The organism is Flavobacterium sp., from assembly GCF_036759525.1.
In the GTDB taxonomy this organism is placed as follows: Bacteria; Bacteroidota; Bacteroidia; order Flavobacteriales; family Flavobacteriaceae; genus Flavobacterium.
This window is the reverse complement of the sequence record NZ_DAIOUN010000001.1, coordinates 350,569-376,758: the sequence shown is the minus strand read 5'-3', so window position 1 is coordinate 376,758 and position 26,190 is coordinate 350,569. Positions and strand designations below refer to the sequence as shown.

20 protein-coding genes are annotated in these 26,190 nt (G+C 35.5%); 8 read left to right on the top strand and 12 right to left on the bottom strand.

What is annotated here, in order from left to right; genetic code table 11:
• The first annotated feature begins 26 nt into the window (after positions 1–26).
• Together V7M80_RS01685 and V7M80_RS01680 are read left to right on the top strand one after the other, a co-directional pair.
• Positions 27–1,622: a S8 family peptidase gene (locus V7M80_RS01685; protein WP_333693570.1), complete on the top strand. Its 1,596-nt coding sequence runs from the start codon at positions 27–29 to the stop codon at positions 1,620–1,622.
• 2 nt (positions 1,623–1,624) lie between these two features.
• Positions 1,625–3,514, top strand: coding sequence for a M1 family metallopeptidase (locus V7M80_RS01680; RefSeq protein ID WP_333693569.1), 1,890 nt, complete (start codon positions 1,625–1,627; stop codon positions 3,512–3,514).
• Positions 3,515–3,651: 137 nt separating this feature from the next.
• Here the strand turns inward: V7M80_RS01680 and V7M80_RS01675 are convergent, their stop codons facing one another.
• Positions 3,652–4,068, bottom strand: coding sequence for a hypothetical protein (locus V7M80_RS01675; protein ID WP_333693567.1), 417 nt, complete (start codon positions 4,066–4,068; stop codon positions 3,652–3,654).
• A 289-nt stretch (positions 4,069–4,357) separates the two neighbouring features.
• On the opposite strand from V7M80_RS01675, the gene rnpA reads away from it, so the two are divergent.
• The 4 genes from rnpA to V7M80_RS01655 all read left to right on the top strand — a co-directional run bounded on the left by rnpA (position 4,358) and on the right by V7M80_RS01655 (position 8,188).
• A complete protein-coding gene (rnpA, locus tag V7M80_RS01670; protein ID WP_333693565.1) occupies positions 4,358–4,732 on the top strand; it encodes a ribonuclease P protein component in 375 nt (124 codons plus the stop codon).
• Between the two features lie 185 nt (positions 4,733–4,917).
• A complete protein-coding gene (locus V7M80_RS01665; protein ID WP_333693564.1) occupies positions 4,918–5,730 on the top strand; it encodes a DUF4349 domain-containing protein in 813 nt (270 codons plus the stop codon).
• Complete coding sequence (locus tag V7M80_RS01660; RefSeq protein ID WP_333693562.1) at positions 5,730–7,364, top strand: S41 family peptidase; 1,635 nt, start codon at positions 5,730–5,732, stop codon at positions 7,362–7,364. Before V7M80_RS01665 ends, V7M80_RS01660 begins: the two co-directional genes overlap by 1 nt.
• Entirely contained in the window at positions 7,364–8,188 is an 825-nt protein-coding gene (locus tag V7M80_RS01655; RefSeq protein WP_333693561.1) for an OmpA family protein, read from the top strand. Before V7M80_RS01660 ends, V7M80_RS01655 begins: the two co-directional genes overlap by 1 nt.
• A 1-nt stretch (position 8,189) precedes the next feature.
• On the opposite strand, the gene V7M80_RS01650 is transcribed toward V7M80_RS01655, so the two are convergent.
• The 5 genes from V7M80_RS01650 to V7M80_RS01630 all read right to left on the bottom strand — a co-directional run bounded on the left by V7M80_RS01650 (position 8,190) and on the right by V7M80_RS01630 (position 14,653).
• A complete protein-coding gene (locus V7M80_RS01650; RefSeq protein WP_333693560.1) occupies positions 8,190–8,639 on the bottom strand; it encodes a GNAT family N-acetyltransferase in 450 nt (149 codons plus the stop codon).
• A gap of 24 nt (positions 8,640–8,663) precedes the next feature.
• Positions 8,664–9,635, bottom strand: a complete 972-nt coding sequence (locus V7M80_RS01645; RefSeq protein WP_333693558.1) for a DUF4837 family protein — start codon at positions 9,633–9,635, stop codon at positions 8,664–8,666.
• A 26-nt stretch (positions 9,636–9,661) separates the two neighbouring features.
• Positions 9,662–11,608: a LysM peptidoglycan-binding domain-containing protein gene (locus tag V7M80_RS01640; RefSeq protein WP_333693556.1), complete on the bottom strand. Its 1,947-nt coding sequence runs from the start codon at positions 11,606–11,608 to the stop codon at positions 9,662–9,664.
• A gap of 98 nt (positions 11,609–11,706) precedes the next feature.
• Positions 11,707–12,894 carry a phosphoglycerate kinase gene (locus V7M80_RS01635; RefSeq protein ID WP_333693554.1) on the bottom strand — a complete coding sequence of 396 codons (1,188 nt, stop codon included), beginning with the start codon at positions 12,892–12,894 and terminating at the stop codon, positions 11,707–11,709.
• Between the two features lie 73 nt (positions 12,895–12,967).
• Positions 12,968–14,653 (bottom strand): SPOR domain-containing protein, encoded by a 1,686-nt coding sequence (locus V7M80_RS01630; RefSeq protein WP_333693552.1) that lies wholly within the window; start codon positions 14,651–14,653, stop codon positions 12,968–12,970.
• 196 nt (positions 14,654–14,849) lie between these two features.
• On the opposite strand from V7M80_RS01630, the gene V7M80_RS01625 reads away from it, so the two are divergent.
• Complete coding sequence (locus V7M80_RS01625) at positions 14,850–15,998, top strand: DNA polymerase III subunit (protein ID WP_333693630.1); 1,149 nt, start codon at positions 14,850–14,852, stop codon at positions 15,996–15,998.
• Positions 15,999–16,002: 4 nt separating this feature from the next.
• Entirely contained in the window at positions 16,003–16,386 is a 384-nt protein-coding gene (locus V7M80_RS01620) for a DoxX family protein (RefSeq protein ID WP_333693550.1), read from the top strand.
• Here the strand turns inward: V7M80_RS01620 and V7M80_RS01615 are convergent.
• The 6 genes from V7M80_RS01615 to V7M80_RS01590 form a co-directional block, all read right to left on the bottom strand.
• Entirely contained in the window at positions 16,383–18,662 is a 2,280-nt protein-coding gene (locus tag V7M80_RS01615) for a helix-turn-helix domain-containing protein (RefSeq protein WP_333693549.1), read from the bottom strand. The two genes, V7M80_RS01620 and V7M80_RS01615, sit on opposite strands and share 4 nt — an antisense overlap.
• A 63-nt stretch (positions 18,663–18,725) precedes the next feature.
• Complete coding sequence (locus V7M80_RS01610; protein WP_333693547.1) at positions 18,726–19,307, bottom strand: OmpH family outer membrane protein; 582 nt, start codon at positions 19,305–19,307, stop codon at positions 18,726–18,728.
• A 233-nt stretch (positions 19,308–19,540) separates the two neighbouring features.
• Complete coding sequence (locus V7M80_RS01605; protein WP_333693546.1) at positions 19,541–20,386, bottom strand: class I SAM-dependent methyltransferase; 846 nt, start codon at positions 20,384–20,386, stop codon at positions 19,541–19,543.
• Between the two features lie 75 nt (positions 20,387–20,461).
• Positions 20,462–22,333 carry a tRNA uridine-5-carboxymethylaminomethyl(34) synthesis enzyme MnmG gene (mnmG, locus tag V7M80_RS01600; protein WP_333693545.1) on the bottom strand — a complete coding sequence of 624 codons (1,872 nt, stop codon included), beginning with the start codon at positions 22,331–22,333 and terminating at the stop codon, positions 20,462–20,464.
• A 41-nt stretch (positions 22,334–22,374) separates the two neighbouring features.
• Positions 22,375–22,794, bottom strand: a complete 420-nt coding sequence (ybeY, locus tag V7M80_RS01595) for an rRNA maturation RNase YbeY (RefSeq protein WP_333693544.1) — start codon at positions 22,792–22,794, stop codon at positions 22,375–22,377.
• Positions 22,787–26,131, bottom strand: a complete 3,345-nt coding sequence (locus tag V7M80_RS01590; protein WP_333693543.1) for a hypothetical protein — start codon at positions 26,129–26,131, stop codon at positions 22,787–22,789. The genes ybeY and V7M80_RS01590 overlap by 8 nt, the downstream gene beginning before the upstream one ends.
• Between the last annotated feature and the right edge of the window lie 59 nt (positions 26,132–26,190).

Genomic DNA, 26,190 nt, shown 5'->3' with positions numbered 1-26,190 from the left:
ATTTTAAATTAGCTCCAAAAAACAAGATGAAACTCAAAAATAATTTGGTTCTGGGATTGAGTACTTTAATCCTAATGGGATGTGCTTCGACCCGAAATTCCCACTCACAGCTTTCGTTTCTTACTGCCGAAAATGTACTTTTAAAAAACGGTTCAATTCAGGAATCTGAACTGATTCGTTGGAGTCATTTGGATTTAATTCGAGACACCATTCCCGGAATGAGTGTGGATAGAGCTTATGCTGAATTGCTTCAAAACAAAAAAAGCACAAAAGTAATTGTTGCCGTAATAGACAGCGGTACAGATATTGAGCACAACGATTTAAAGGGGAAAATTTGGACCAATACAAAAGAAATTCCAGGGAACGGTATTGACGATGACCAAAACGGATACGTGGATGATATTCACGGATGGAATTTTTTGGGGAACATCGTTCATGAAAATCTCGAAATGACCCGAATTGTAAAAAAGGGAGATGATGGATCGGAAACTTATCAATTGGCGAAACAAAAGTTAGATGAAAAATTAGCCGAGGCTCAAGCCAACCGAGAACAACTTGAAGCCATAAAAGGTGCAGACCAAGCTATTTCTGAACATCTGAAAAAATCAGAATATACTCTTGAAGAACTAAAATCAATACAAAGTTTTAGCAGTTCGCTAGGTAGAGCCAAGATGATAATGACGCAAATGCTTGCAAAATCTACTTTGACCGATTTTCGAAAAGAAATTCAAGATTATGAAGAATACGTTTCAGATCAATTGAATTACCACCTAAACGTATCATACGACGGCAGAGCTCTATTGGGTGATAATGCCGAAGATTTTTCAAATAAATATTACGGAAACAACCAAGTTTGGGGTCCCGATAAAAAACATGCTTTACATGGAACCCATGTGGCCGGTATTATTGCTCAATTGCGAGGGAATGAATTAGGGGGTGATGGTGTGGCAACTCATGTTGAAATTATGGCCCTACGTGCGGTTCCAAATGGTGATGAATACGATAAAGACATCGCTTTGGCGATTCGCTATGCGGTAGACAACGGTGCAAAAATCATCAATGGTAGTTTTGGGAAAGGATTTTCTCCTCAAAAAGAATGGGTGCATGACGCCATAAAATATGCGGCTTCAAAAGATGTTCTTTTTGTGCATGCCGCCGGAAATGACTCCAATGATTTGAACCAAGTTGAAAGCTACCCAAATGATCGGGTTGGTGAAAATGAAATTGCAACAAATTTCATCAAAATTGGAGCTTTAAACTTTGAATACGGGACTCAGGTTGTAGCCGATTTTTCGAATTACGGAAAAAAAGACGTCGATGTTTTTGCTCCGGGTGTAAAAATTTATGCCACCATTCCTAACCAAGAATTCAAATACGAACAAGGAACGTCTATGGCTTCGCCCAATGCTGCCGGTGTAGCCGCTTTGATTCGTTCGTATTATCCCAAATTAAAAGCTTCACAAGTAAAACAAATTCTTATGGAAAGCGGTATAGCCCTTTCGAGATATGTAACGGTAGGTGGTGATAAAAGCCAAAAACTCCCTTTTTCAGATTTATCTGTTTCCGGAAAAATAGTGAATGCCTACAATGCTTTGTTGATGGCCGAAAAAATGTCAAAATAATTATGATAAAATCAATTCTGACCCTTATTTGTTGTGGAGTTTCCTTGAGTTTTTGGAGTCAAAACAACCCTAATCCCGGATATTGGCAACAACATGCCGATTACAAAATGGAATTAACTATGGATGTGAAAACCTTTCAATACAAAGGAACACAAACCTTAGAATATACCAACAACTCCCCAGATACACTCCATAAAGTGTTTTATCACTTGTACTTCAATGCATTTCAGCCGGGAAGCGAAATGGATATTCGCTTAAAATCGATCAAAGATCCAGACAAACGAATGGTAAAGAGCTTCAAAGTAGCGGATAAAGACGTGACTGAAAGTAGAATTTCTTCGTTAAAACCGGATCAAATTGGGTATTTGAAAATCGCCAATTTTAAACAAGACGGACAAGTTGCTGCTACAAAAGTGGTAGGAACCATTTTGGAAGTTACGTTGGTAAAACCGATTCTTCCCAAATCAAAATCAACTTTTACCTTGGACTTTGACGGACAAGTACCGGAGCAAATTCGACGTTCGGGAAGAAACAGTTCCGAAGGTGTAGCTCTTTCGATGACGCAGTGGTATCCGAAAATGTGTGAATTTGATTTTGAAGGCTGGCATGCCGACCCTTACATTGGAAGAGAATTTCATGGGGTTTGGGGCAATTTTGATGTAAAAATTACCATCGATAAAACCTACACGATTGGTGCATCGGGTTATTTGCAAAACAAAAACGAAATCGGTCACGGTTATCAAGACGAAGGCGTGGTGGTGAATCATCCGAAAAAGACTAAAACGTTGACTTGGCATTTTGTGGCACCCAAAGTGCATGATTTTGCTTGGGGTGCCGATAACAATTACATCCACGATAAAATTATGGGTGATAACGGAGTGGAACTTCATTTCTTCTATAAAAATGATAAAGAAATCATAGAGAATTGGAAAGCACTTCAACCTAAAACGGCAGAATTGTTGCGTTTTTTCAATACAAACATTGGGCTGTATCCGTATAAACAATATTCTGTGATACAAGGAGGTGATGGCGGAATGGAATATGCCATGTGTACGCTTATCACCGGAAAACGTTCGTTAGGCAGTCTGGTGGGTGTAACCGCTCATGAATTGGCTCACATTTGGTTTCAACACGTATTGGCCACCAATGAAAGCAAACACGAATGGATGGATGAAGGATTTACCTCTTTCATTTCAGATCTTGCTATGAATGTAGTTATGCCTCCAAAGAATAAAAAAGAAAACGAAAGTCCGTTTCAAAGTTCGTATAACAACTATTATTTTATGGTGAATACCGGGCGTGAACAACCCCAAAGTACGCATGCCGACCGCTATGATGAAAATCGAATTTATGGTATTTCATCCTACAGTAAAGGAACCGTTTTTCTAACGCAATTGGGCTACGTGATTGGAACCGAAAATATGATGAAAACTTTAAAACGGTATTATCACGATTTTCAATTCACGCATCCTACACCCAATGATTTTAAACGTACCGCAGAACGCGTTTCAGGAGCGGTTTTAGACTGGTATTTGGTGGATTGGACGCAAACTACCAACACTATTGATTATAGTATAAAAAACATTGACGATGCCGGAAAAGTTACTCTCGAACGTATCGGTAGAATGCCTATGCCTTTGGATATTTTGGTAACCTATGAAGACGGAACTGTAGAAAGTTTTTACATTCCGAACCCGTTGATGCGATGGGAAAAAGAAAACCCCTATCCGCAAATAAAACGAACGGTTTTGAACGGTTGGGATTGGGCGTATCCTACTTATGAATTCACGCTTTCGCAAGGAAAAGCAAAAATCAAATCGGTGGTGATAGACCCCAGTGGTTTAATGGCTGATGTGAATCAAGAGAATAATAGATATCCCATAGCAAAATAAAAAAAGTCCGGACGTTGAGTTCGGACTTTTTTATAAGAGTTGAAACGCAAAAAAACGCCCCTTAGAATATAAATTTCTTAGAGGCGTACTGAAGTATGAAAGTAGTCCATTTAGATTAAAAACCAGATGGTCTTTGTTTAATTCCCTTTGCCTTTTCCACCTCCACGGGAATTCCCTTTGGCTTTATTTTGTTTTACAACATACGCATTGCCATTGTTTCTGTACTTCACTTTATGCTGTTTGTGAAATTTGTAGGGAGCATTACCTCTGTAATCGGTTAAATATACAATGTTTGAACCTCTCAAATTGTAACTTCTGTATCGTGCCGGAAGAGCTGCGGAACGATGCCATCTTCCATTTCTGATATAGATGAAACGTTCTGCCGGAACATCATAATACACATCTATTTCCGGAAGGTAATAATACTGAACTTCAATTCGATCTGCAGGTGCCCAAACCGGTGGTGTTCCCAAATTAATATTTACAGAAACCTGAGCCTGAATGGCATAACTATGCAATAGTAATCCAAATAATATAAATTTAAGCGTTTTCATAATCTTTAGTTTTAAATGGGTTTGTAATTATTTGATAGGCAAAGATTGTGCAATAGCGTCACAATTGTGTTACATAATTTTCATTGTTTTTTATATAATTTCATTTCTGTACTAAAAAAACATGTTCTTTTTTTGGAGAAAATAGTCCAAAAAGCTATTGTAACAAGTACCATCTTAAGGTATTCATATAAAAGCTTAGCCTTCTGGTTCCCCGCTCTTCATTATGAGTTAATACCATGTCTCATTCACAAATATACAATCACTCAAAACCTTTTTGTACTTTTGCCTCATGACTTTCACTTATCCCAAACACGAAAAACTCAAAAGCCAAAAGCAGATTGATTTACTGTTTACGGAGGGAAAATCAATTTCCAAGTATCCGTTGCGGTTGGTTTTTGTACCGGTGGAATTAGATAAAGACGAGAAAATTAAGTTTGGGGTTTCGGTTTCTAAAAAACACTTTAAAAAAGCTGTAGATCGCAATTACTACAAACGTTTGCTTCGCGAATGTTACCGACTAAACAAACACATTTTGTTGGAAAATTTAAACAAACCCTATGCCCTTATGTTTTTTTATCAAAGCAAAGAAGCCATTTCTTTTTCTGAAATGAATGAAAAAACGATTCATTTGTTTGAGAAATTTATCAAAGAAATTCAATCGTAAAAATGGGTACAATTGTTGGTGTACGTTTTTTGAGAAATTATCGTTTTATATTTTACGCAAAGACAAGGGACGCAAAGTTTGGGTTTCGTTGATTTTAGGTGTAGATTTTAATTTAAATGCAATGTTTAAAATCTTTATCTGCGACTTTGCAAGAAAAATTACGTGAAACCAAAAATCAATCCATTATGAAATTAACAATTGCCTACCTTTCTCTCTTGGTCTTTCCGTTGATGTGTGGCGGAAATCCGGATAATACCGTTTATGAAACCGCAGCTACAGAGGATGTCGCTCCGGCAATGATAGACGACAAAGTAGCTTCAAGCAATTTTGAAGCCCAAACCGAACAAAAAATCATCAAAGAGAGCAATCTTCGCTATGAAACGCAAGATTTAGAAGCTACCTATCAGCAAATTATTGCATCCGTTAAGAAAAACAAAGCCTATATTCAAAGTGATGCAGAAGGAAAAGATTATAATTCACTTTACCGAACGATTACAGTTCGCATTCCAAACGCCAATTTTGATGCTTTTTTGGCCGATGTGGGAAAAGGCGTGGCCTATTTTGACCGAAAAGAAATTTCTGCCCGAGATGTTACGGCCGAATTCATTGATATTGAAGCCCGATTAAAAGCCAAGAAAACCTTGGAAGAACGGTATCTTCAATTGCTTTCCAAAGCAAGTAAAGTATCCGAAATATTAGAAATTGAAAAAGAATTATCTACTATTCGTGAAGAAATTGAAGCGAAAGAAGGACAATTAAAGTATTTGCAAAACCGCGTTTCGTTGAGCACCGTGACTATTGAATTTTATAAAAAAGTAGCTAATGCAGAAAATGCAACGGTTTCGTATGGAACCCAAATGTGGAACGCTCTGAAATCGGGGTGGAACGGAATTTCGGGATTCTTTATTGGATTGCTTCACATTTGGCCATTTATTCTTATTTTAGTGGCTGTTATTGTTTACATTCGTAAAAAATTGAAACGCAAAAACATCTCATAATGTCGAAATATTTTAAAAAACGCTATGTTCTTCCCGTAATATTTTCGGGTTTTCTTTTTATTGGCTCCGGATTCAAGGAAGATTTCTTTGAAATTGCCAAACAAATTGAAATTTTTACCAATTTGTTTAAAACCGTAAACATGAATTATGTAGACGAAACCAATCCGGCAGAAATGATGGACCATGCCATTAAAAGTATGTTGGCCGACCTTGATCCCTACACCAATTATTTTAATGAAGCCGACGTGGTAAAATTTAAAATAAACAACTCCGGCGAATACACCGGAATTGGTGCTTTAATTACGCGAAAAGAAGGAAATATTATCATTAAAGAACCTTACAAAGGTTTTCCGGCAGACAAAGCCGGATTGATAGCCGGTGACGAAATTTTTCAAATTGGCGATATTCTTTTAAAAGATTATAAAGAAGACGCTTCTGCCTTGATGCGTGGTGCAAAAAACACGAAAATAAACATTAAATACACACGCCAAGGAAAGGTAAATCAAGGAGTTATTGTTTTGGATGAAGTAGAAGTAAAAGCGGTTCCGTTTTATGGAAAAGTAAATGCTACAACAGGATATATTGTATTATCGCAATTCAACCGTAAAGCTTCATTTGAAACTCAAGCCGCACTTTTGGATTTAAAATCCCAAGGAATCGAAAACCTAATTTTGGACCTACGAGGTAATCCGGGTGGATTGCTCAATGAGGCAGTAAACATTTGCAATTTATTTGTACCTAAAGGTGAAATTATTGTAACCACTAAATCTAAGATTGAAAAACACAATCAAACCTATAAAACCACACGAGAACCCATAGATTTAAACATTCCGATTGTGGTTTTAGTAGACGGAAAAAGTGCTTCTGCGAGTGAAATTGTAGCGGGTGCTCTTCAGGATTTAGACCGAGCTGTAGTAGTAGGTAGCCGAAGTTTTGGGAAAGGATTGGTACAACGCCCGTTGGATTTGACCTATGGAACCCAAGTAAAAGTAACCATTTCAAGATATTACACTCCTTCCGGAAGGTGTATTCAAGCTTTAGATTATTCTAAAAAAGATGCTTCGGGAAAAGCAGTTAAAACAGATGCTAAAAACTTTAATGCCTTTAAAACCCGAAAAGGAAGAACTGTGTATGATGGAGGTGGAATTTTACCGGATGTACAACTTCAAGAAACCCAACTAAGTGCTATTGCCGAGGCCTTACAAAAAAACGACGCCATTTTCAATTTTGCAACACAATATGTTGCTCAAAACCCGAATATGGGAACAAAAATTCCGAACCTGACTGATGCTGATTTTAACCAATTCAAAACTTTTTTAAAAAAAGAAAACTTTTCGTTTGATACAGAAACAGAAAAGCAACTTAAAAAAACCTTAGAATCGGCTCAAAAAGAAAAAATTGATGACGGTATAAAAGCCGAATATCAAAACTTACTGGCTGCCCTCCAAAAAACGGAAGAACAGTTATTGCAAAAAAACCAAGAAGAAATTAAAAAACTTATCTTGGACGAATTGATTAAAAGATACCAATACAAAGAGGGTCTTTATGCCTATTACATCCAAAATAATGCAGAAGTTAAAAAAGCATCGCAAATATTATCCAATCCTTCTGAGTACACTAAAATCTTGCGTTAATGAAACTTTTTCAAGCCTTATGTTTCTTTTGGTTTTGTGCACTAAACATTCAGGCACAAGAGGAACTGGTATACTCTATTTATTTTCCTACCAACAAATCTGAACTCACCAAAGAGCAATCTAAAAACATGATTGCTTTTATTCAAAAAATTGATAGTTCGCGTATTGAAACTATTCAAATTTATGGGTACTGTGATGATGTGGGTAAGGATGATTACAACCGAAAACTATCTACAGACAGAGCCAACAAAGTAAAAGAAAACATAACCTCAAATGGCATCACTTATAAAGTGATTGTAACCATTGAAGGTAAAGGTCGGGTTTTGATTGATGATGATATTGTAGAAAACCTACCCGAAGTGCGTTCTAAAAATCGTAGAGTAGATGTTGTACTCAACCTAAAGCCACTACCTAAAAAAGAACTTAAAATACCGGGAGTTTATACCACTTTTACCAAAGACAATATAATTGGAGATCGCATCCTACTATCGGATATGCTTTTTGAAAGGGGAAGCAGTAAACTCACTTTGAAAAGTAAAAATGAACTTGACAAAATAGCCAAAATGCTGCATAAATACAAAAACATTTCCATTGAAATTCAGGGACATGTGTGTTGTACACCGCCACATCATAAAGAAGCTATAGACAAGGATACCAAAAAAAGAAAGCTCTCACACAATCGGGCTGAGAGCGTTTTCAACTACTTGGTTTTCAAAAAAGTGCCCAAAACCCGTATGACTTTTAAAGGTTACGGAAATACCAAACCGCTAGGTGATAATCCGGAATTAGACCGCAGAGTTGAATTGGTAATTACCAAAATGTAACTCACTCTATTTTCATTTCGATGTGCGGAATATCGTCTTCCAAATACACATCGCTGGTTTGTTTGAAACCTAGACTTTCATAAAACTTTTGAAGATACAATTGAGCCGAAATTGTGATTTTAGTCTCATTAATCTCGGTTTGAGTAGCCAAAATAGCCTTCTTCATTAAATCGTATCCCCATTTTTGAGATCGGTATTTCAACTTTACTACTACCCTACCAATGGAAGCTTGTTCAAAATAATCGCCGGGTTTGAAAATACGAACATAAGCCACTATTTCATCTTCAAAAATTCCCAAAAGGTGAATTGCTTTTTGATCTTTACCATCAATATCTTGATAAACGCAGTTTTGCTCAACCACAAAGACTTCACTTCTTAATTGAAGTATTTGATACAACTCTTGAGTAGAAAGTTCGTTAAATCGCTTTATTTGGAATTTTAAATCGGGCATCGTTTTGATAATCTGGAAAAGCCATTACAATAATTTTACGGATTTAATAATGGCTTCTAATTCGTGCATTAAATCACGCTTGGTTTGAGAAGGATTGTAACAAAAGCCTTCGAGTATTAAATATCGATTGTTTTTCTCATCCTTTAAAGCATAATTAATGAACGGTCCGGCCATGTAATCGTTTTTCAATTCCCAGGTTCCTTTCATTTCGTAGGCTTTTTTTCCGGCCAATTGCGTAACAAATAAGTAGGGAGCATAGGAAGCCTCGGTAACCATAAACGTTTGAGGCAAGGTCCCTTGAATATGGATTTGACCAATAGAATCTCGCATTTGAACCATACGGGAAACGATATTGGTGTCTTTTTCAAAATAATTCAAAGGCACTTCATAGGCCAATAAACTGGCGTTACCTGAGGGCAATTCCTTTCTTATCCAAAAAAACTTTTCATCTTCAATGATGTACCTGTAAGCTGTTGGTAATTTCAGAGAGGCTTTAAGTTTGTTTTTGATTTTAGAATCGTCTAGCAACGACTTTGAAATGCGTCTTTGATTTTCGGTTATTTCTGTTTTTTTGAATTCTTTAATAATGGCATCGGCGTGTCTTTCAATTTGTAAAACCAATTGTTCCACATTGGTACCTGAAATATGGGCTACATTTTGGGGTTGTGCAAATTCATTTTTTCGCAGTTCAAAGCCCGATTCTTCTTTTTTCAAAACCACCAATATATTTCGACTATTGGTCATGAAGCCTTCAAATAGCTGGGGTTCGTATTGTTTTATGGTAAAAAGAGGTTCTTCTTGTGGTAAACCATCTACGGGAGCCGCAAATTTTCTGCGAATACTATCACCTACTTCGCCATTCCACAATTTGTTTTCAATAATTACCGAAAGATGATTGATTTTTCCGGAAGATTCTTTTAAAACTGTTTCCTGTTTGTTTTCGTTACACGAAATTAAAATCAAAAAAAGAGTTCCTAAAAAAGCCAGTTTTTTCATGAGAAATAAAATTTAAAGGGATAAAATTAACCGCTGATTTTTAATTTCATACCCGGTTTAATATTTCCTCCGCTAATACCGTTCCATTTTTTCAAATCGGAAACAGTAACCCCTTTAATTTTTTGTGAAATGCTGTACAAAGAGTCGCCTTTTTGAACGATATAAACATTTTCTTTCTTGTATGCCGACTGTTTTTCAGCCTTTTGTGGTTTCGTTTCTTGAAGAGCTACTTCACTTTTCTCTGCCACATGAATTTTTAAAATTTCTCCGGCTTTGAGTGATTCGTCAGTCAAATTATTCCATTGCATCAATTCATCAACCGATACTGCATGTTTTTGAGCTATAGAAAGTAAATTGTCGCCTTTTTGAATAACATAATTTTGAATCCCAAACGAAGTTTCTTCTTTGGTGGCTGTCAAAACTAATTTAGCCCCAACCTGAATGGTTTCATCAGACAATTGATTCCATTCTTTTAAATCTTCTTTTGAAATATTATACTTTTGAGATATGGCAAATAAACTTTCGCCTTTTTCAACTAGGTGAAAATCGGGAATATTCTTTTTGGATACGTTTGATTTGACTGTGTCTTTTGAAACAATCGTGTTTTTGGTTGGTTCCGGTTTAGGAGTATAAGAAACCACAACAGCTTCTTGGGTAATTATTTTTAGGCTTTTACCCATGGGTACTGTATTGGATTTAAGATTATTCCATTTTTTTAATTGCGATAAACTTACACCGTATTTTTGAGAAATTCCCCCCAAAGTTTCGCCTCTTTTGACTTTATGAAAACGTGTTTTCGAAGTTACCATTTCAGAAGTTGCAGCATAAGCTTCGTTTGTAGTAAATGGTTTTTCACGCTTGTTAAAATCATAGGCCGCATAGGCATAGATTTTATCTTCATTTGAAGTTACTAAAGCAATTTTATCCAATGGTAATCTTAAATAATGCGGTTTATCGGCCATGTAAGGAATAAAATCTCTTTTGTAGGATGGGTTTAAAAACTGCAATTGTTCTACCGAAATATCTAACAGGTCTGAAAGTTGTTTGAATGTGATTTTGTCTTTAACTCTGATTGTATCCGTAGCAAAATGATTGATAACTGGCTTATTGGGTTTAATTCCGTGTTCTTTGTGAAACTCAAAAACATACATGGTTGCCAAAAAAGCCGGAACATATCCTTGCGTTTCTTTAGGTAAAAAAGGTCTGATGTTCCAGTAATTCTGTTTGCCTCCGGATCTTCTTATGGCTTTTGACACATTGCCGGGTCCGGCATTGTAAGATGCCAGCACCAAATCCCAATCACCAAAAATAGCATACATATTCACCATGTATTGGCAAGCAGCTTCGGTGGCCTTTAATAAATCGCTTCGCTCATCGGTAAATGTTGTAATGTCTAGATTGTATTGTTTTCCGGTAGCATACATAAACTGCCAAAGCCCTGTTGCACCGGCTTTGGAAACCGCTCTAGGGTTTAAAGCCGACTCTACAACGGCGAGGTATTTTATCTCCAAAGGCACATTATACTTGGCCAATGCATCTTCAAAAATGGGAAAATAATATTGAGAAAGAGCCATCAATCTTTCGTAAGAACGCTTTCTGTTTTTTAAATAATGCTTGATAATATTTTCCAAACCGGGATTGTATTCGATATGAAACGCCGACTTTGAATCTAAAATTTTCAATCGTTCCTTGAGTAATTCGGTAGACAATTCATAATCCACTTTTTCATCGGGATTAAAGGTTTGAATATCCGAAATCATTTCGTTGTACAAATCTTGATTGCTCAACTCACTCATCCATCTTTCCTCAACACAAGCTGCTATTTCGTGATGTACAAATGTTTTTTTTATAGAATCTAAATACGAAATTTTAGGTTCTTGCTGAATGGAAACATTAACAACTGTTGTGTCTTGAGCCAGTAAATTGGCTGCATACAACATCAAGGAAAGCATTGTGGTATTCTTTAAATTCATTGTTTTGTAATGTTTTATTTTTCAGAAAGTTAGGTTAGTTTGCAAACATAAATATCTCAAACGAAACTTTTTACTTAAATATTGTTAAAAATCAAATTTTAACTTAGTATCGCAGCAATTCCCGGAAGTGTTCTCCCTTCTAACATTTCCAACATGGCACCGCCTCCCGTAGATACATAGCTCATCTTGGGCTCTAAACCAAATTGTTTTACAGCCGCAACTGAATCTCCACCACCAACTAGAGAAAAAGCACCCTTTTGAGTTGATTCGGCGATGTAATTTCCAAGTGTAATAGTTCCTTTGGCAAAATTTTCCATTTCAAAAACACCAAGAGGACCGTTCCAAAGTATCGTTTTGGAGTTCATAATGACCTCTTTAAAATTCTCTAACGATTTGGGTCCGGCATCCAAACCTTGCCAACCATTGGGGATTTCACGAACATCAACAATTTGAGTATCGGCATCGTTGGAAAAGGCGTTAGCAGCTACAACATCTACGGGAATGTGAATGTGAACGTTCTTTTCTTTTGCTAAATGCAAAATATCCAAAGCCAATTGCAATTTATCCTCTTCGCAAATAGAATCACCTACTTGGCCGCCAAGAGCTTTGATAAAAGTAAAAGTCATTCCACCGCCAATAATCATGTGGTCTACTTTGTCTAATATATTCTCAATAACCGTAATTTTTGAAGAGACTTTAGAGCCCCCTAAAACGGCTGTTACCGGCTTTTCACTGTCTTTTAAAACTCTATTTAGACTTTCAATTTCTTTGGCCAAAAGAGTTCCGAAACACTTTTTCCCTTCAAAAAATTGAGCTATAATTGTGGTTGAAGCATGGGCTCTATGTGCAGTTCCAAAGGCATCGTTTACATAAATGTCTCCCAATTGAGCTAATTTTTTAGAAAATTCTATGTCTCCGGCTTCTTCTTCGGTATAAAAACGTAGATTTTCCAAAAGTAAAATCTCTCCCGGTTTGAGTTGAGCGGCAGCCGTTTCGGCTACTGTTCCGATACAATCAGAAGCAAAATGAACCGGTTTTCCTAAAACTTCTTCTGTTTTCTTGACAATATGTTTTAACGAATATTTTTCTTCTTTTCCTTTAGGTCTTCCCAAATGTGACATTAAAATTACACTTCCGCCATCGGCTAAAATGGCATCAATTGTGGGTTTTGCAGCCTCAATTCTGTTGGCGTCGGTCACATTAAAATTTTCATCCAATGGGACATTAAAATCTACGCGAATAAGGGCTTTTTTATGCTGAAAAGAAAAATCGTTAATCGTTTTCATAAAGTTGATTTTGATTTATTGTTTTTTAAGATTTTACAAATATAAATTATTCTGTTTTCATTTGCTATGACATTTATTCTGGAATATTAACCGCTAAAACCCATAATTCATCGGTATATTTCTGATTGAACTTAGATTCCTTAAGGGATTGGGCTTCTTGCTCTTGATTGTAGTAAGCCAAATAAACGTATAAAAATTTAGTTTCGGGATGGGTGAAATAATTGGGGTTTAATCCATTATCTCTCAATTGCATCATAAAACGAGCTGCATTAACGCGGTCGCTAAACACATTGGCTACCAAATAAAATCCTTTGGGAGCATCAATATTCATTAATCTTTTGATTTGTTCTGATTTTTCATTCTCAAGTTTAACTTCCACTTTGTTTTCCGAAATCATCGTTTTGTTTTCAGCAACTGAATCTTCTTGAATTGATTTATTTTCTTCAGCTTTGAGCTTTGGAAGTTCTGGTTTGGCAGAGTTTACATAATGTTCGTAAAGGGGCTTTACTTCTTTTCGTTCAATGGGTTTTACCACAAAATCCTCTTTTTTTACTTGTTTCAAAGTGTCGTTTTCAAAAACAAGTCGGTTTTCCGTATTTTCAATAACCTGTGGTACAAAAGCTTCTTTTACATCTAAGGCTAATCCACACAAAAAAAGGTAAAAAACATCACCTGTGGACTTCATTTTTACTTTGGCTTCTTTAGCTCTATTCCCAATTAATCTATTGTTATTGTTTGGCAAAGTCATTACCAAAGCATCATATCCTAACGTATTCTCGCTATCGGGAATTCGGTACTTAAAAATTGCATCTTCGTGAGTAATTTTGCTATTAAAAAAATTACTGTAAGGTCTGTTACCTGTTTTGAGATTGGTAAAATCCGGAGAAGTTGTTGAATTGAACATAATCAAGTCGCCGTCTACATTAAAATCGCCCTCTAAAGCAGAAAGTACAAGTTTAGCATTAATATCGCCATAGGGTGGCGTTTCAAAAGATTGAAAAGTGATATCCATGCTTTGATTCATTGCTCCTAAAAACCCATCCTGAACCGATATATACTTTTCAGTCATAGATTGATCTTCATATACAAAAACGATTGTCCATCCTGCAGCCGAACCGCCTATTAAAGTACCTTGCGTAGCCTTTACATTGGCCACTGTGTAAAACCCAAACGGATTTTCTAATTCTTGAACAAGCTGAGTCACATCGGCAAAAGCCAGATAAGGTGCCGCATCTTTAAATTTACTGTTTTTAGCACCATCAAAAAGAACTTGACCCAAAATGGGTGTGTAATCTTTAGTATTGGGTAACTTTAGTAAGATTTCATGAAAAGCTTCACGGGTTTTATCAAAAGCTACAAACTTATCTTGCCCTTTTTTGTATCCGCTTTCATACTTGTAGGTTGCCGACCAATACAATCCGGCAAAAACAATCTTTTTATCGGCCTCATTTTTCATGAATAATGCCGCACTACTGGATGAAAAGGTAGATTTATCGTTATCTATATCAATATATTCCATGTCAAATTCATCATTGACCGGGGTGTCATATTGTTGCAAATGAAAGGGGTCATTTGGACTGTTTTTTCGGTCAATTCTGTTCAAAACAGAATTGGCAATTAGGGTAATATCTCCTTTTAATGTAGTCTTAAAACGTTCCTTAAATGCCAAACCCTCTTGAGAAAAAAGGGAAACTGAAAACTGTAAAAAAGAAATCAAAAAAATCTTTGAAGCGATATTTTGATTCAAGAAAAGATTCATGAGGCACAGTTAATTTTGGGATTAGAATTGAATGTCAAAGGTACTAAAGACAAACGACAAAAAGTATATTTTTCTCGATTAAAGTCGTCTTTTTGCGTTTCTAATGAGATTAGGCTCACCAAAAGCAACATTAAGACCCAAATAGGAGTCTTAAAATTTGAAAACCCAAATACAAAAAAACAACTATATTTGTTGCATGCAGTTTTCAGAAATAATAGGCCAAGAACACATAAAAAATCATTTGATACGGTGTGTAGAAACGGGTAGGATTCCGCATGCACAGCTGTTTGTAGGTCCGGAGGGATCGGGCACTTTGGCTACAGCCATTGCTTTTTCGCAATATTTGCTTTGTCAAAACATTCAGGGAGAAAATGAGGGCGGAAATGCATCATGCAATTTAAAATTTGCCCAATTTGCTCATCCCGACCTTCATTTTATTTACCCAACTGCCACAAATGATGATGTAAAAAGCAAGCCTAAGAGTAGTGATTTTATTAAAGAATGGCGACAGTTTTTGAGTGAATCTGTTTATGGAGGGCTTCAAGACTGGTTTAAAATGTTGGGTGCCGAAAAAAAGCAAGCTGAAATTCGGGTTGATGATGCTCAGGAAATTTTAAAAACATTGGCCTTAAAATCGTATGAAGGCGGCTATAAAGTTATGATTGTTTGGATGGCAGAAAAAATGAATATCTCGGCCTCAAACAAGATATTAAAGATTCTGGAGGAACCCACAGATAAAACCGTATTTATTCTCATAGCCGAACAAGCTGAAGACATTTTACAAACGATTCGATCGCGTTGTCAGGTGTTGGATTTTAATGGGATTCCTGAAGAATTGATAGCCAAATCCTTGGTTAACCAATACCAAGCGGAGTCTAAATGGGCGGCAAAAATTGCACACCAAGCTCAAGGAAATTACAACAAAGCCCTTAAGTTACTTCATAATGAAACCGATGAATATCCTTTTGAAGAATGGTTTGTTTTATGGGTAAGAGCCTCGTTTAAAGCTCGAGGTAACGCTTCGGCTATATTGGAATTGATTGAATGGAGCGAAGAAATTGCCAAAATTGGGCGAGAACCTCAAAAGAATTTTCTGAACTATTGTATAGAAATGTTCAGACAAGCTTTGCTTATAAATTATCAGGCTAATTCATTGGTTTTTATAGAACCCAAAGTCGCTCAATTCAAGCTTGAAAATTTTGCTCCTTTTGTAAATGGAAATAATATTTTGGCTATCTACAAAGAGTTGAATGATGCCATTTATCACATAGAACGAAATGGAAATGCCAAAATCATTTTAACTGATTTATCTATAAAATTAACCCGTTTAATACATAAAAAATAAGATCATGAACAATCCTGCTTCTTTTTTAATTTTACTTTTTTTAGCTCTAACCTTTTTGCAATCGGGTTACGACAAATTGTTTTATTGGAATGACAATGTTTCCTGGTTGAAGGAACATTTTTCTAAAACGATTTTAAAAAACCATGTGCCTTTGGCCTTGGGAAAAATTCTGGTTTTAGAATTGGCTTCTGGAATTCTTGCTATTGTAGGAATGGTTCAACTCGTTTTAAACGGCGACCGGGAATATGGTTTTTATGCAGCCATTTTGAGTTCGTTAACCTTATTGGCTTTACTTTTTGGACAAAGATTGGCTAAAGATTATGACGGAGCCAGAACGATAGTAATTTATTTTATACCGGCTGTTTTGGCTGTTTTTTGGCTCAATTAATCTTGCGTTTCCAAGGCGGCTTTATAGAGTTTTAAATCTTCCCAAGTGAGTCTATCTCCTGCCATTTCTTTGAGGTTCGTTAAACTTTCGTCCGGATAGTTAAGATAAAGATTTTGAAGATACTGTATTTTATCAGAGCTTAAAATCTCGGTTATTTCAACTTCTTTGGCACGAATCAATTTGACCAAGTGATTCGTGATGGTCTGCTCTGTTAGCATACGAATTTGAGCAATTTCTCGTATCGATTTTAGTTCTTTCCACAAAACTAAAGTTTCTTGAATGGTTGATTTCTTTGGTTCTTTTACTTTCTTTTTTGGAGAAGTGTAATCGTAAAAAGAATCGACTTCTTCTGTTGTGAATCCTTTGGAATTGGCTTTAAAATGTTCCTGAACCTGTACTTTTTGTTTATTTCTGTAATCTAAGGCTTCTAAAGAGCTTAGACTGTCCTTGTTTACCTCTTTCCCCTCGGCCAAAAGTTGTGCCCATTTTTCGGCTTTAAATAGGTTTAAAACCGCAGTTGCAGTTCGTTCTTCGAGCTCTGCTAGTTCTGAATAAAATTCTTTGGCTCTTTTTTTTCGCTTTACTTCTTCCATTTTTAAAAGAAGCTCAAATAAAACCTTGTCTAATTTTGGGAAAAAATACGTTTTGGCTGCTACAACTCTTTCTTTGACAAAAAGAAAATCTACCGGTTTTTTATGAAAAAGTTGGTTTAATTGGTTTTGAAATTTAACCGAATCAACCGCTAGAGATTGTAAAATTTCTTCTTGATTTGTAGCCCATTTGTAATGTTTGGCTTTTTCTGATTTTTGTTGGTCTGCCGTGTAGCTAAATTTGTGATTTCGCCAATGTTGAATTAAATCAGACCACTCAAAAGCATTTTGAATAAAAAAACGAGAATACTTTTCGGTTTCTTTTTGCAATTCTTGCGTTAGTAAAGCGTTGTCGGCCTTATTTTGAGCATATTGCATAACATTGGAATCGTTTGCCAATCCATTCATTTGAATGGGTTTAAGTAACACTAGTCCGTCTAAATTTCGCAATCGGGATAATGCCACATAAGCTTGTCCGGGTAAAAAAACCTGAGAAACATCCAAAACCGCTTTTTCAAAAGTAAGTCCTTGACTTTTATGAACGGTAATGGCCCAAGCTAATTTGAGAGGAAAATGGACAAAAGTTCCTAAAGTTTCTTCATCAATTTCTTTGGTGTGTTCATTAAGTGAATATTTTATGTTTTTCCATTCGTATTTATCCACTTCAATCGTTCTGTTTTCATCCGGAAAATGAACGGTAATTTCAGTATCCGAAAGGAATTTTACAAAACCCATTTTACCATTGTAATAATTTTTTTCCGGAGAAGGATCGTTTTTAATAAACATAACCTGTGCCCCTATCTTCAGGCTTAAAAGCTCGTCTACAGGATATATTTTTTCCGGAAAATCGCCAACAATTTCAGGTTTAAAAGTAAAAGTTGGAGCATTCAAATTGTGTAAAGCTTCTGCGTTAATTGCATCGGCTTTGGCATTATGTGTTGTTAAGGTAATATAGCCCGGATGGGATTGGGTATCAAAATTTGGTTTTACATATTCATTTAAAAAATGCAATTCGGAACGCGTTATCGTATTGTTTCTTAGACTATTTAAAACCGAAATAAAACGCTGATCAGATTGTCTGTAAATTTTTGTAAGCTCAACATACAAAAGTGGATTTTCCCGAATAACTTTGGCATTAAAGAAAAATATGCCGGGATAGTACTTTTTTAAAACTTGCCATTCTTCATTTTTTACAACCGGAGGCAATTGCAACAAATCTCCAATAAAAAGGACTTGTACGCCACCAAAGGGCTTCTCGTTTTTTCTCACTTTACGCAACATAAAATCTACAGCATCGAGAATATCGGCACGCAACATACTCACTTCATCTATAATTAACAGTTCCATGTTCAAAAAGATGGCTTTTTTTACTCCGTTCATTCTAAAATGTTTACTTAGAGTACTTTGCGTTTCTATTTTTTGAAAAGTGGAAATATGAATTGCCGGAATAGTATCGGGTATAAAAGCCCCAAAAGGCAATTGAAACATGGAGTGAAGCGTAACTCCACCGGCATTGAGTGCTGCAATTCCTGTGGGAGCCACTACAATTGTATTTTTGTGAGTGGTTTTAATTATTTGATGAAGTAATGTTGTTTTACCAGTACCTGCTTTACCTGTGAGAAATAAGGAGCGTTGGGTTTGATTGACAAATTGTAAAACTTGATGAGCAATATCATTGTATTCCATGTGGCGTAGATTTAATACAAAAATAAAAAAACCTCTCGTTTAGGAGAGGTTTTCAGAATTTATTTATTTCTTCGTCTGTGTAGAATCGGTTTCTTCTTTTTTGGCTTCTGCGTTGCCTTTTGACTTGTATTTTTCGTTTAAAAGTTTGATTACTTCATTGGTGATGTCGTATTCTTCTTTTGCATAAAGTACCGTTGCTACATCTCCGGTTCCGTAAATGTAGTTGTACCCTTTTTCTTTACCGTATTCTTTGATAAATTTCTTTACATCTTTTACCAAGCTGTCCATTTCTTTACCGCTTTCTTCTTGAAGTTGACGCAAGATAGCTTGTTGAGCATAGGATAACTCTTGTTCTTTTTGTTGCAATTCGGCTGCTTTTTGTTGGGCCCATTGTTGCCCATAAGCTTGTGCATTTTTTTGAAAATTGGCTGCTTCAGAACGAAAACGAGCTACCTCAGCTTCCAATTGTTTTCCCATTTCAGAACCTTTTGCTTTGTATTTTGCTTCAATATCTTTGGCTTCTACAAATTCTTCCATCAATTTAGAAGTATCTACATAGGCGGTTTTAAAATCTTTGGTTTCTGCAGCCTTATCACAAGAAAGTAATGAAAGAAGAAGACCAAATGCTAAAATTGATTTTTTCATCAGAATTGTCTATTAAAAATTTTGGTAAAAGTACTAATTCCACATTAAGAAACAAATGGGTTTTTAAATGGATTTATTAAATATAATAAAAATCTATTGAAAAAAAGTAAAACCAACATAAAAAACTATTAAAGATCGATCATTTAGAAATGCCACAATCGATTTTCGCAAAAAACACAAGGAAATTGATGTTTCGCGTTTCAAAAACTGCTTAAAAGGCCTTAAAATAAAAATTAGCTGTTTTTAATGATGTAAATGTGAGAAGAAAACTCTTTGGTCTTTTTGGCTTTCCAATTGGATTGCAATCCAACCCAAAAGGCTGTTAAAAAATTCATTTTACCGGTTTTGTATTTTTCAGATAAAAGCGATACATAAAAACTATCCCAATACATCGGTTTAATATCTTTTAACTTGAGATTTTCTAATGCAAAAAGTTTATCGATAGCTGTTTTTGAAAAATGCCATAAATGGCGAGGCACATCATAGGCGGCCCAAAATTTACCATAATAGTGTGCATCAAAAGATTTGTAATTGGGAACCGCAACAAATAAAACTCCATTGGGCTTGAGTAATCGTTTTAATTCTTGAATTTGGAATTCCAAATTGGGAACATGTTCTAAAACATGCCACATGGTAATAACGTCGAAATAGTGATCTTCTAAATCTGGGAAACCTTCTACTATACAAACGCCTTTTTGCTTAGCTAATTGTTTTGCTTTGGTACTGGGCTCTATCCCTACCGTTTTCCAATCTCGTTTTTTGGCTTCTAACAGAAAATCGCCGGTACCTGATCCAATATCTAAAACAGACCCTTTTCCGCCGGTCCAATATTCAATTAAATCTAATTTGTTTTGAATGGCTTTCCCTTTTACCCAATGATACATTTTTTCAAACAATGACCTTTGGCTATCAGTATGCGAAATGTAGTCATCGCTTTCATAATATTTAGACAAATCATCTGGCGTTGGTTGAGGATAGGTTTTGAGTAATTGGAGATCATGATCCATCAACAATTCAAATGTTTCTCCTGTAACCGAATAATCTTTTACCTTTAAAAAAGGTTCTTTTGAAAAATTCATTTCTTTAATTTTTAAATCTAAAAGCCCGTTTTTATTGAGCTCAAGGTAATCGTTTCACGTGGAACATTAAAACAACTACCTACCCATATATATAAGTAGTATTGAAATATCACTTGGTGAAACACCACTAATTCTAGATGCTTGTGAAACCGTAACCGGCTTAATTTTTTTAAACTTCTCTCTGGCTTCAAAAGAAAGCGACTTTATTTTATCGTAATCAAAATTTGAAGGAATCTTTACGTCTTCTAGTCTTTTTAATTTATCTGCATTGTTTTTTTCTTTTTCAATGTAACCACTATACTTAACTTGAATCTCGGCTTGTTCAACTGTTTCTTCATCCAGTTGATTTGTGGCAATATACTCTTTGACTTTATCAAACAAAACTATGTCCTCCAGCTCTATTTGAGGTCTAGAAAACACTTTAAACATTTTATCTGACTGACTCATTAAAGAACTATGCTTTTGTTCTAAAACCGGATTGGCTTCTTCTGGAGTAATACTGGTTTCTTTAAAAAAGGAAACCATCTTGGCTGCTTCTCCAAATTTATATTCCATACGCTTTAAACGTTCTTCTGAGGCCAATCCTAAGGCATACCCTTTTGGTGTTAATCTTTCATCTGCATTATCTTGACGTAATAAAGTTCGGTATTCGGCTCTTGAAGTAAACATTCTATATGGCTCTTCTGTACCTTTTGTGATTAAATCGTCAATTAAAACACCAATATAAGCTTCATCTCTTTGCAAAATAAATGGTTCTTTTTCTTGAACTTTTAAAGCCGCATTTATACCTGCCATCAATCCTTGTGCCGCAGCTTCTTCATAACCAGTAGTGCCATTTATTTGTCCTGCAAAAAACAAACCTTGAACCAATTTTGTCTCTAGAGTATGTTTAAGTTGCGTTGGTGGAAAATAATCGTATTCAATAGCATAACCGGGTCTAAAAAACTTAACATTTTCAAAACCTTCAACAGAACGTAAGGCTTTAAACTGAATATCTTCCGGTAAAGACGTTGAGAAGCCGTTTACATAAACCTCTACAGTATTCCAGCCTTCCGGTTCTACAAAAAGTTGATGTCTGTCTTTATCGGCAAAACGATTGATTTTATCTTCTATAGATGGGCAATAACGAGGCCCTGTGCTTTTTATTCGCCCATTAAACATAGGAGAACGATCAAAGCCTTCTCGCAAAAGATCATGAACCGTCTCTGAGGTATAGGTCATCCAACACGATTTTTGAATCGACAATGGTTTTGTTCTGTCTAAATATGAAAACTTATGGGGTTTATCATCTCCCTTTTCTTCACGCATTTTGGTATAATCTAAGGAACGACCATCAACTCTTGGGGGCGTACCCGTTTTCATTCTTCCGGACGAAAAGCCATGTGCCACTAAATCTTCGGTTATTCCGAAAGAAGCACTCTCTCCGGCACGTCCACCTCCAAACTGTTTTTCGCCGATGTGAATTAAACCATTCAAAAAGGTGCCGTTTGTTAGCACAACAGCCTTCGCTTTAATTTCAATTCCTAATGACGTTTTAATGCCTACAATTTTATCTTGTTCTAACAAAAGCCCAGAGACCATTTCTTGATAAAAATCAAGATTTGGCGTGGCCTCCAACATCAATCTCCATTCTTCAGCAAACCGCATACGATCGCTTTGAACTCTAGGCGACCACATAGCCGGTCCTTTAGATTTATTAAGCATTTTAAATTGTATAGCTGTTGTATCTGAAACAATTCCAGAATAACCTCCTAAAGCATCAATTTCTCGTACAATTTGACCTTTAGCAATACCGCCCATAGCCGGATTACAAGACATTTGGGCTATAGATTGAAGATTCATCGTAACCAAAAGTGTTTTACAACCCATATTGGCTGCAGCTGCAGCTGCTTCAGAGCCTGCATGTCCCGCACCCACCACTATTACATCATACTTTTCTAAAAACATAATTCTGAATTTGTTCCACGTGAAACATTATTTACAACAAACTATGGTTCCACGTGGAACATAGCTATTTTCTCTTCTTCTTTTGAACGCATTATCAACTCATCCTCTTTAGACTTGTCTTTATAACCACAATAATGCAAAACTCCGTGCACCATTACTCGCTTAAGTTCTTCTTCAAAAGAAACCTTAAAATCCAAGGCGTTATCTTCAACTCTTTCAATAGAAATAAAAATATCTCCATGTAAAAAATTTCCTTCACTATAGTCAAAGCTAATAATGTCTGTAAGTGTATCGTGATTGAGATATTCTAAATTGATTTGATGCAAATATGCATCGTCACAAAAGATATAATTTATATCCCCTTCTGTTTTTGATTCTGACAGTATAACAGAAGAAATCCATTTCGAGAAATGCATTTCATTAGACAATCTAAAATCTGATTCGTAATTAAAACTAATCATTGGTTTTAAAATATTCTTGTACTTTTTGATTGAAATTGGACCGCAAAGGTAAACTTTGTCTATTTAAAATCTCTATACTATTTAAATATTCTTGTAATTGTGGGTTAATTGTTGCAGGGTTGTTTGTAAAATTATTTTTATTCGTTTGCGATTCACGTTGGGAATCTTCTCCTTGAGATTGTAGGGCTTTTTCCAGCTTTAACATCTCGTATTTTATATTTAACATGCGTTGTAGAACTTCATTTTTGAAACCTTTATTTAAAAGTTGCTTCTCTGCATCTTTCATTTGGTCTAAAACTCTTTTGCCATCTGGTGTTAAACCTTGTTTTTCAAGCATGTCTTGGAGTTGTTCTCTAAGTTTTCTTTGTTCTTTATAAACTTCCATTAGTTCTTTTGCATTTTCCTCACCATCACCATTTTGTTGGCCACCACCACCGGAACCTTCACCGGGCTTTGCTCCTTTAGATTGTCCTTTTTCTGAACTTTCTCCCGGTTTGTTACCCGGCTTTTCTCCTGGTTTATCGGAAGGTTTTTCTCCCTTACCTATACCTTCTTTCATTTTATCAGACAAACCTTGTTGCTTTTGAATAATATCAGGTAGCTGCATTCCGCCTTTACCGCTTCCCGGTTTGGGTTTGCCGGAACCTGAACCCGACATAGACATTTGCATTGAATTCATTGTATCGCTTAAGAAATCGGCCAAACGATTAGCCGCAGCTACAGAAAACTGTTGGTGTGAAACTCCTTTTGCAATGTAGGCTTCTGCTAAAGATTCTAAAGATTTATCTACATTGTAATGCACGTTTCCAATTTCTTCGGTAATGCGTTCTGTAATTTGAGCATTACGAAGAGACATGGCAAAAAGACTATCGTCAATATGTTTGAACTGTACTTTTAAATCTTGTTGTTTTTTGAGATGAAAAATATAAGATGGAGAACCCTTTTTTAAGCCTTTAAATTGATTCATTACCTCTTCTTGTTTGAAAGAGAAAGCCAATAAGTTGTCTAATATCTGACGCATCATTTTAATATCTTCCTCCATTTGTTCTTTTTGAGAACCAGCCATCCCTTCCATCATTTGCATTCCCATTTGTTTCATTTTTTGGGCAGCATTTTTTTGTTTGGGTTTTGCATTTTCCTTCTGATTTTTATTTAAATCTTCAGAAGCTTTTTTCATATCTTCTTGAATACTTTTTTCTGTTTTTTCATCTGAAGGTATAGACATAGGGCTTTTCAACTCTTTGTTCTCTTTTTCAAGTTCACGAAGTTCTTCGCTGATTTTCTTAAACTCCTCATTTATTTCTTCTTGTTTTTGAACCGAATTTTGATTGTCATCTTGGGTCAATTTTTCTTGTTTGTTGGCCAACTTATCTAATTTGTTAGCCAATTGTTCTGCTTTCTTTTCTACGTAGTACTTTTTGGTAAGTTCTACCAATTGTTCCAAATTTTTAGTTTGATTTTTTGAATTTTGTTTGATCTTGTCGAGTTTTTCTTGAATATCTAAATCTTGTATTTTCTCGGTAAGTTTGTCTAATTCATCTAATAGTTTTTGATTTTGATCGGATTGTTTTTCTATGCGTTCGGCTCTTTTTTCTAATAGGTCCTTTTGAGCATCCTTTTCGTTTTTAGAGTCTTTTAGATTATCTTTTAAATCTTTTGTAAACTCCTTCATCATTTCCTCTTGTTGTTTTTGACGTTTGATAAAATCGTTTAATTTTTGTTTGTCTTTAAATTCCAAACGCTCTTTCTCTTTGGATAATTTTTGAAGTTTATCCATTTCACTAAGCTGTTTTTCTTGGCTTTTAAGAGACTTTTGAAGGCTTTTGATGTTGGTTTGCTGTTGCTTTAATTGCAAGTCTTGTAATTCCTGTTCAGTGCTGATTCTGTCTGAAAAAACATTAGATTTAGTGCTTTTAAAATTATGTATCGCATCGTTATCAAAAACTTCAAAATAATAGTCATAAGATACGCCTTGTTGAACCGGTAAATTACCGGGAAAGGAAAAAACAAATTGATCAAAAATTTCTTTTTTTACCGGAAGTAAAAACTTTTGAGCGGCTTTTTCATTATCTCTGGGATAATAAACAATCTGTAATTTAGACAACCCTATATCATCACTTACTTGACCTACCAAAACCTTCTTTGCTATTTTTAAACTATCTGGAGCCAATGAAACTGCTATAGAAGGATATTGGTCTTTGATAGTAGTAATCTGATACATTAATTTTTCGTGATTTTTGACCTTTGAATTTGAGGTTACTAATTGATAATCTGTATTTTGGTAAAAAGATTTTGAAAGACTAAAACCTTCTGAACCTTTTGAAAAAGGAACCGATTGTGAATCCTCTTGATACAGAATCTCGTCTGTTGCAGCGGCTTTTACTTTCCAAATCACTTTTGTTCCTTCGGGAACTATGGCATTTCCTGAACCTTGAACCACCTCTGACTTTCGATTTAAATAGGATGGAAACTGCAAAAGCATTTCAAAGTTAGAAATGGTGGGAACAGCTACTACTGACAAGACATAATCAGGAGAAACTACTGCATTAGCTTGAATATGAAACGCAATGTCTTTAATTGGTTTAGAAAAACGGTATTCAAACAAACCCGGTTGAACCGTTTCCATGAAATAACTTTCTTCTCCCATAAAAATAAGAGCACTTTCGGGTATCATTTTTCCGGTAGATTTAACCTGAAGCACAAAATCATTTCCTTGTTCTGTTTGTAAACTTGTATTAACAACTTGCAAAGCAAATGGAGCCGGTGGAGTAAACTTTTCGTTGTAACGCACAACTCTATTCATACTTTCCGAGAAAATCGTATGGTTACCGCTAAGCATGAAAAAAAACCAAAACAAAAGCGGAATAATGGCCCAAGGCAAATATTTGGCATTGCCTTTAAAATTAATTGCATTACCAAAAGGAACAGGACTCAACGTTTTCCCTTTTTGTTCAATTGATGCAAACAACAACTCAGAAGGTTGTTTTTCATTTGCCAGTTGAAGAAAATTAAGCAACGTATCATTTACTTCAGAAAAATGATTGCCAATAATTTGTGAAGCTTGTTTGTAATCAATCCCTTTTTGAAGTTTGAATAATTTAAAAAGCGGAAACAAAATAAAACGAGAGAGTAAAAACAACTCAACGCCAACAAAAGTCCAAAATAATAGGGTTCTTCCCATGGGTTTAAGCCACAAGAAATATTCGATAAAAAGGGTAACAAACAAATAAATTAATCCAAAACCCACAAAAAGGATTATTCCTTTTAGGAGTTCATTGGCATAATATTTTTTAATAAATGCTTCTAACTTTTGATAAATCAATGCTTTTGTTTCCAAAATAGTGTGGCTTTTACTTGTAACCGATAAAAGTACAATTTTATTTGATAGTCAAAAGT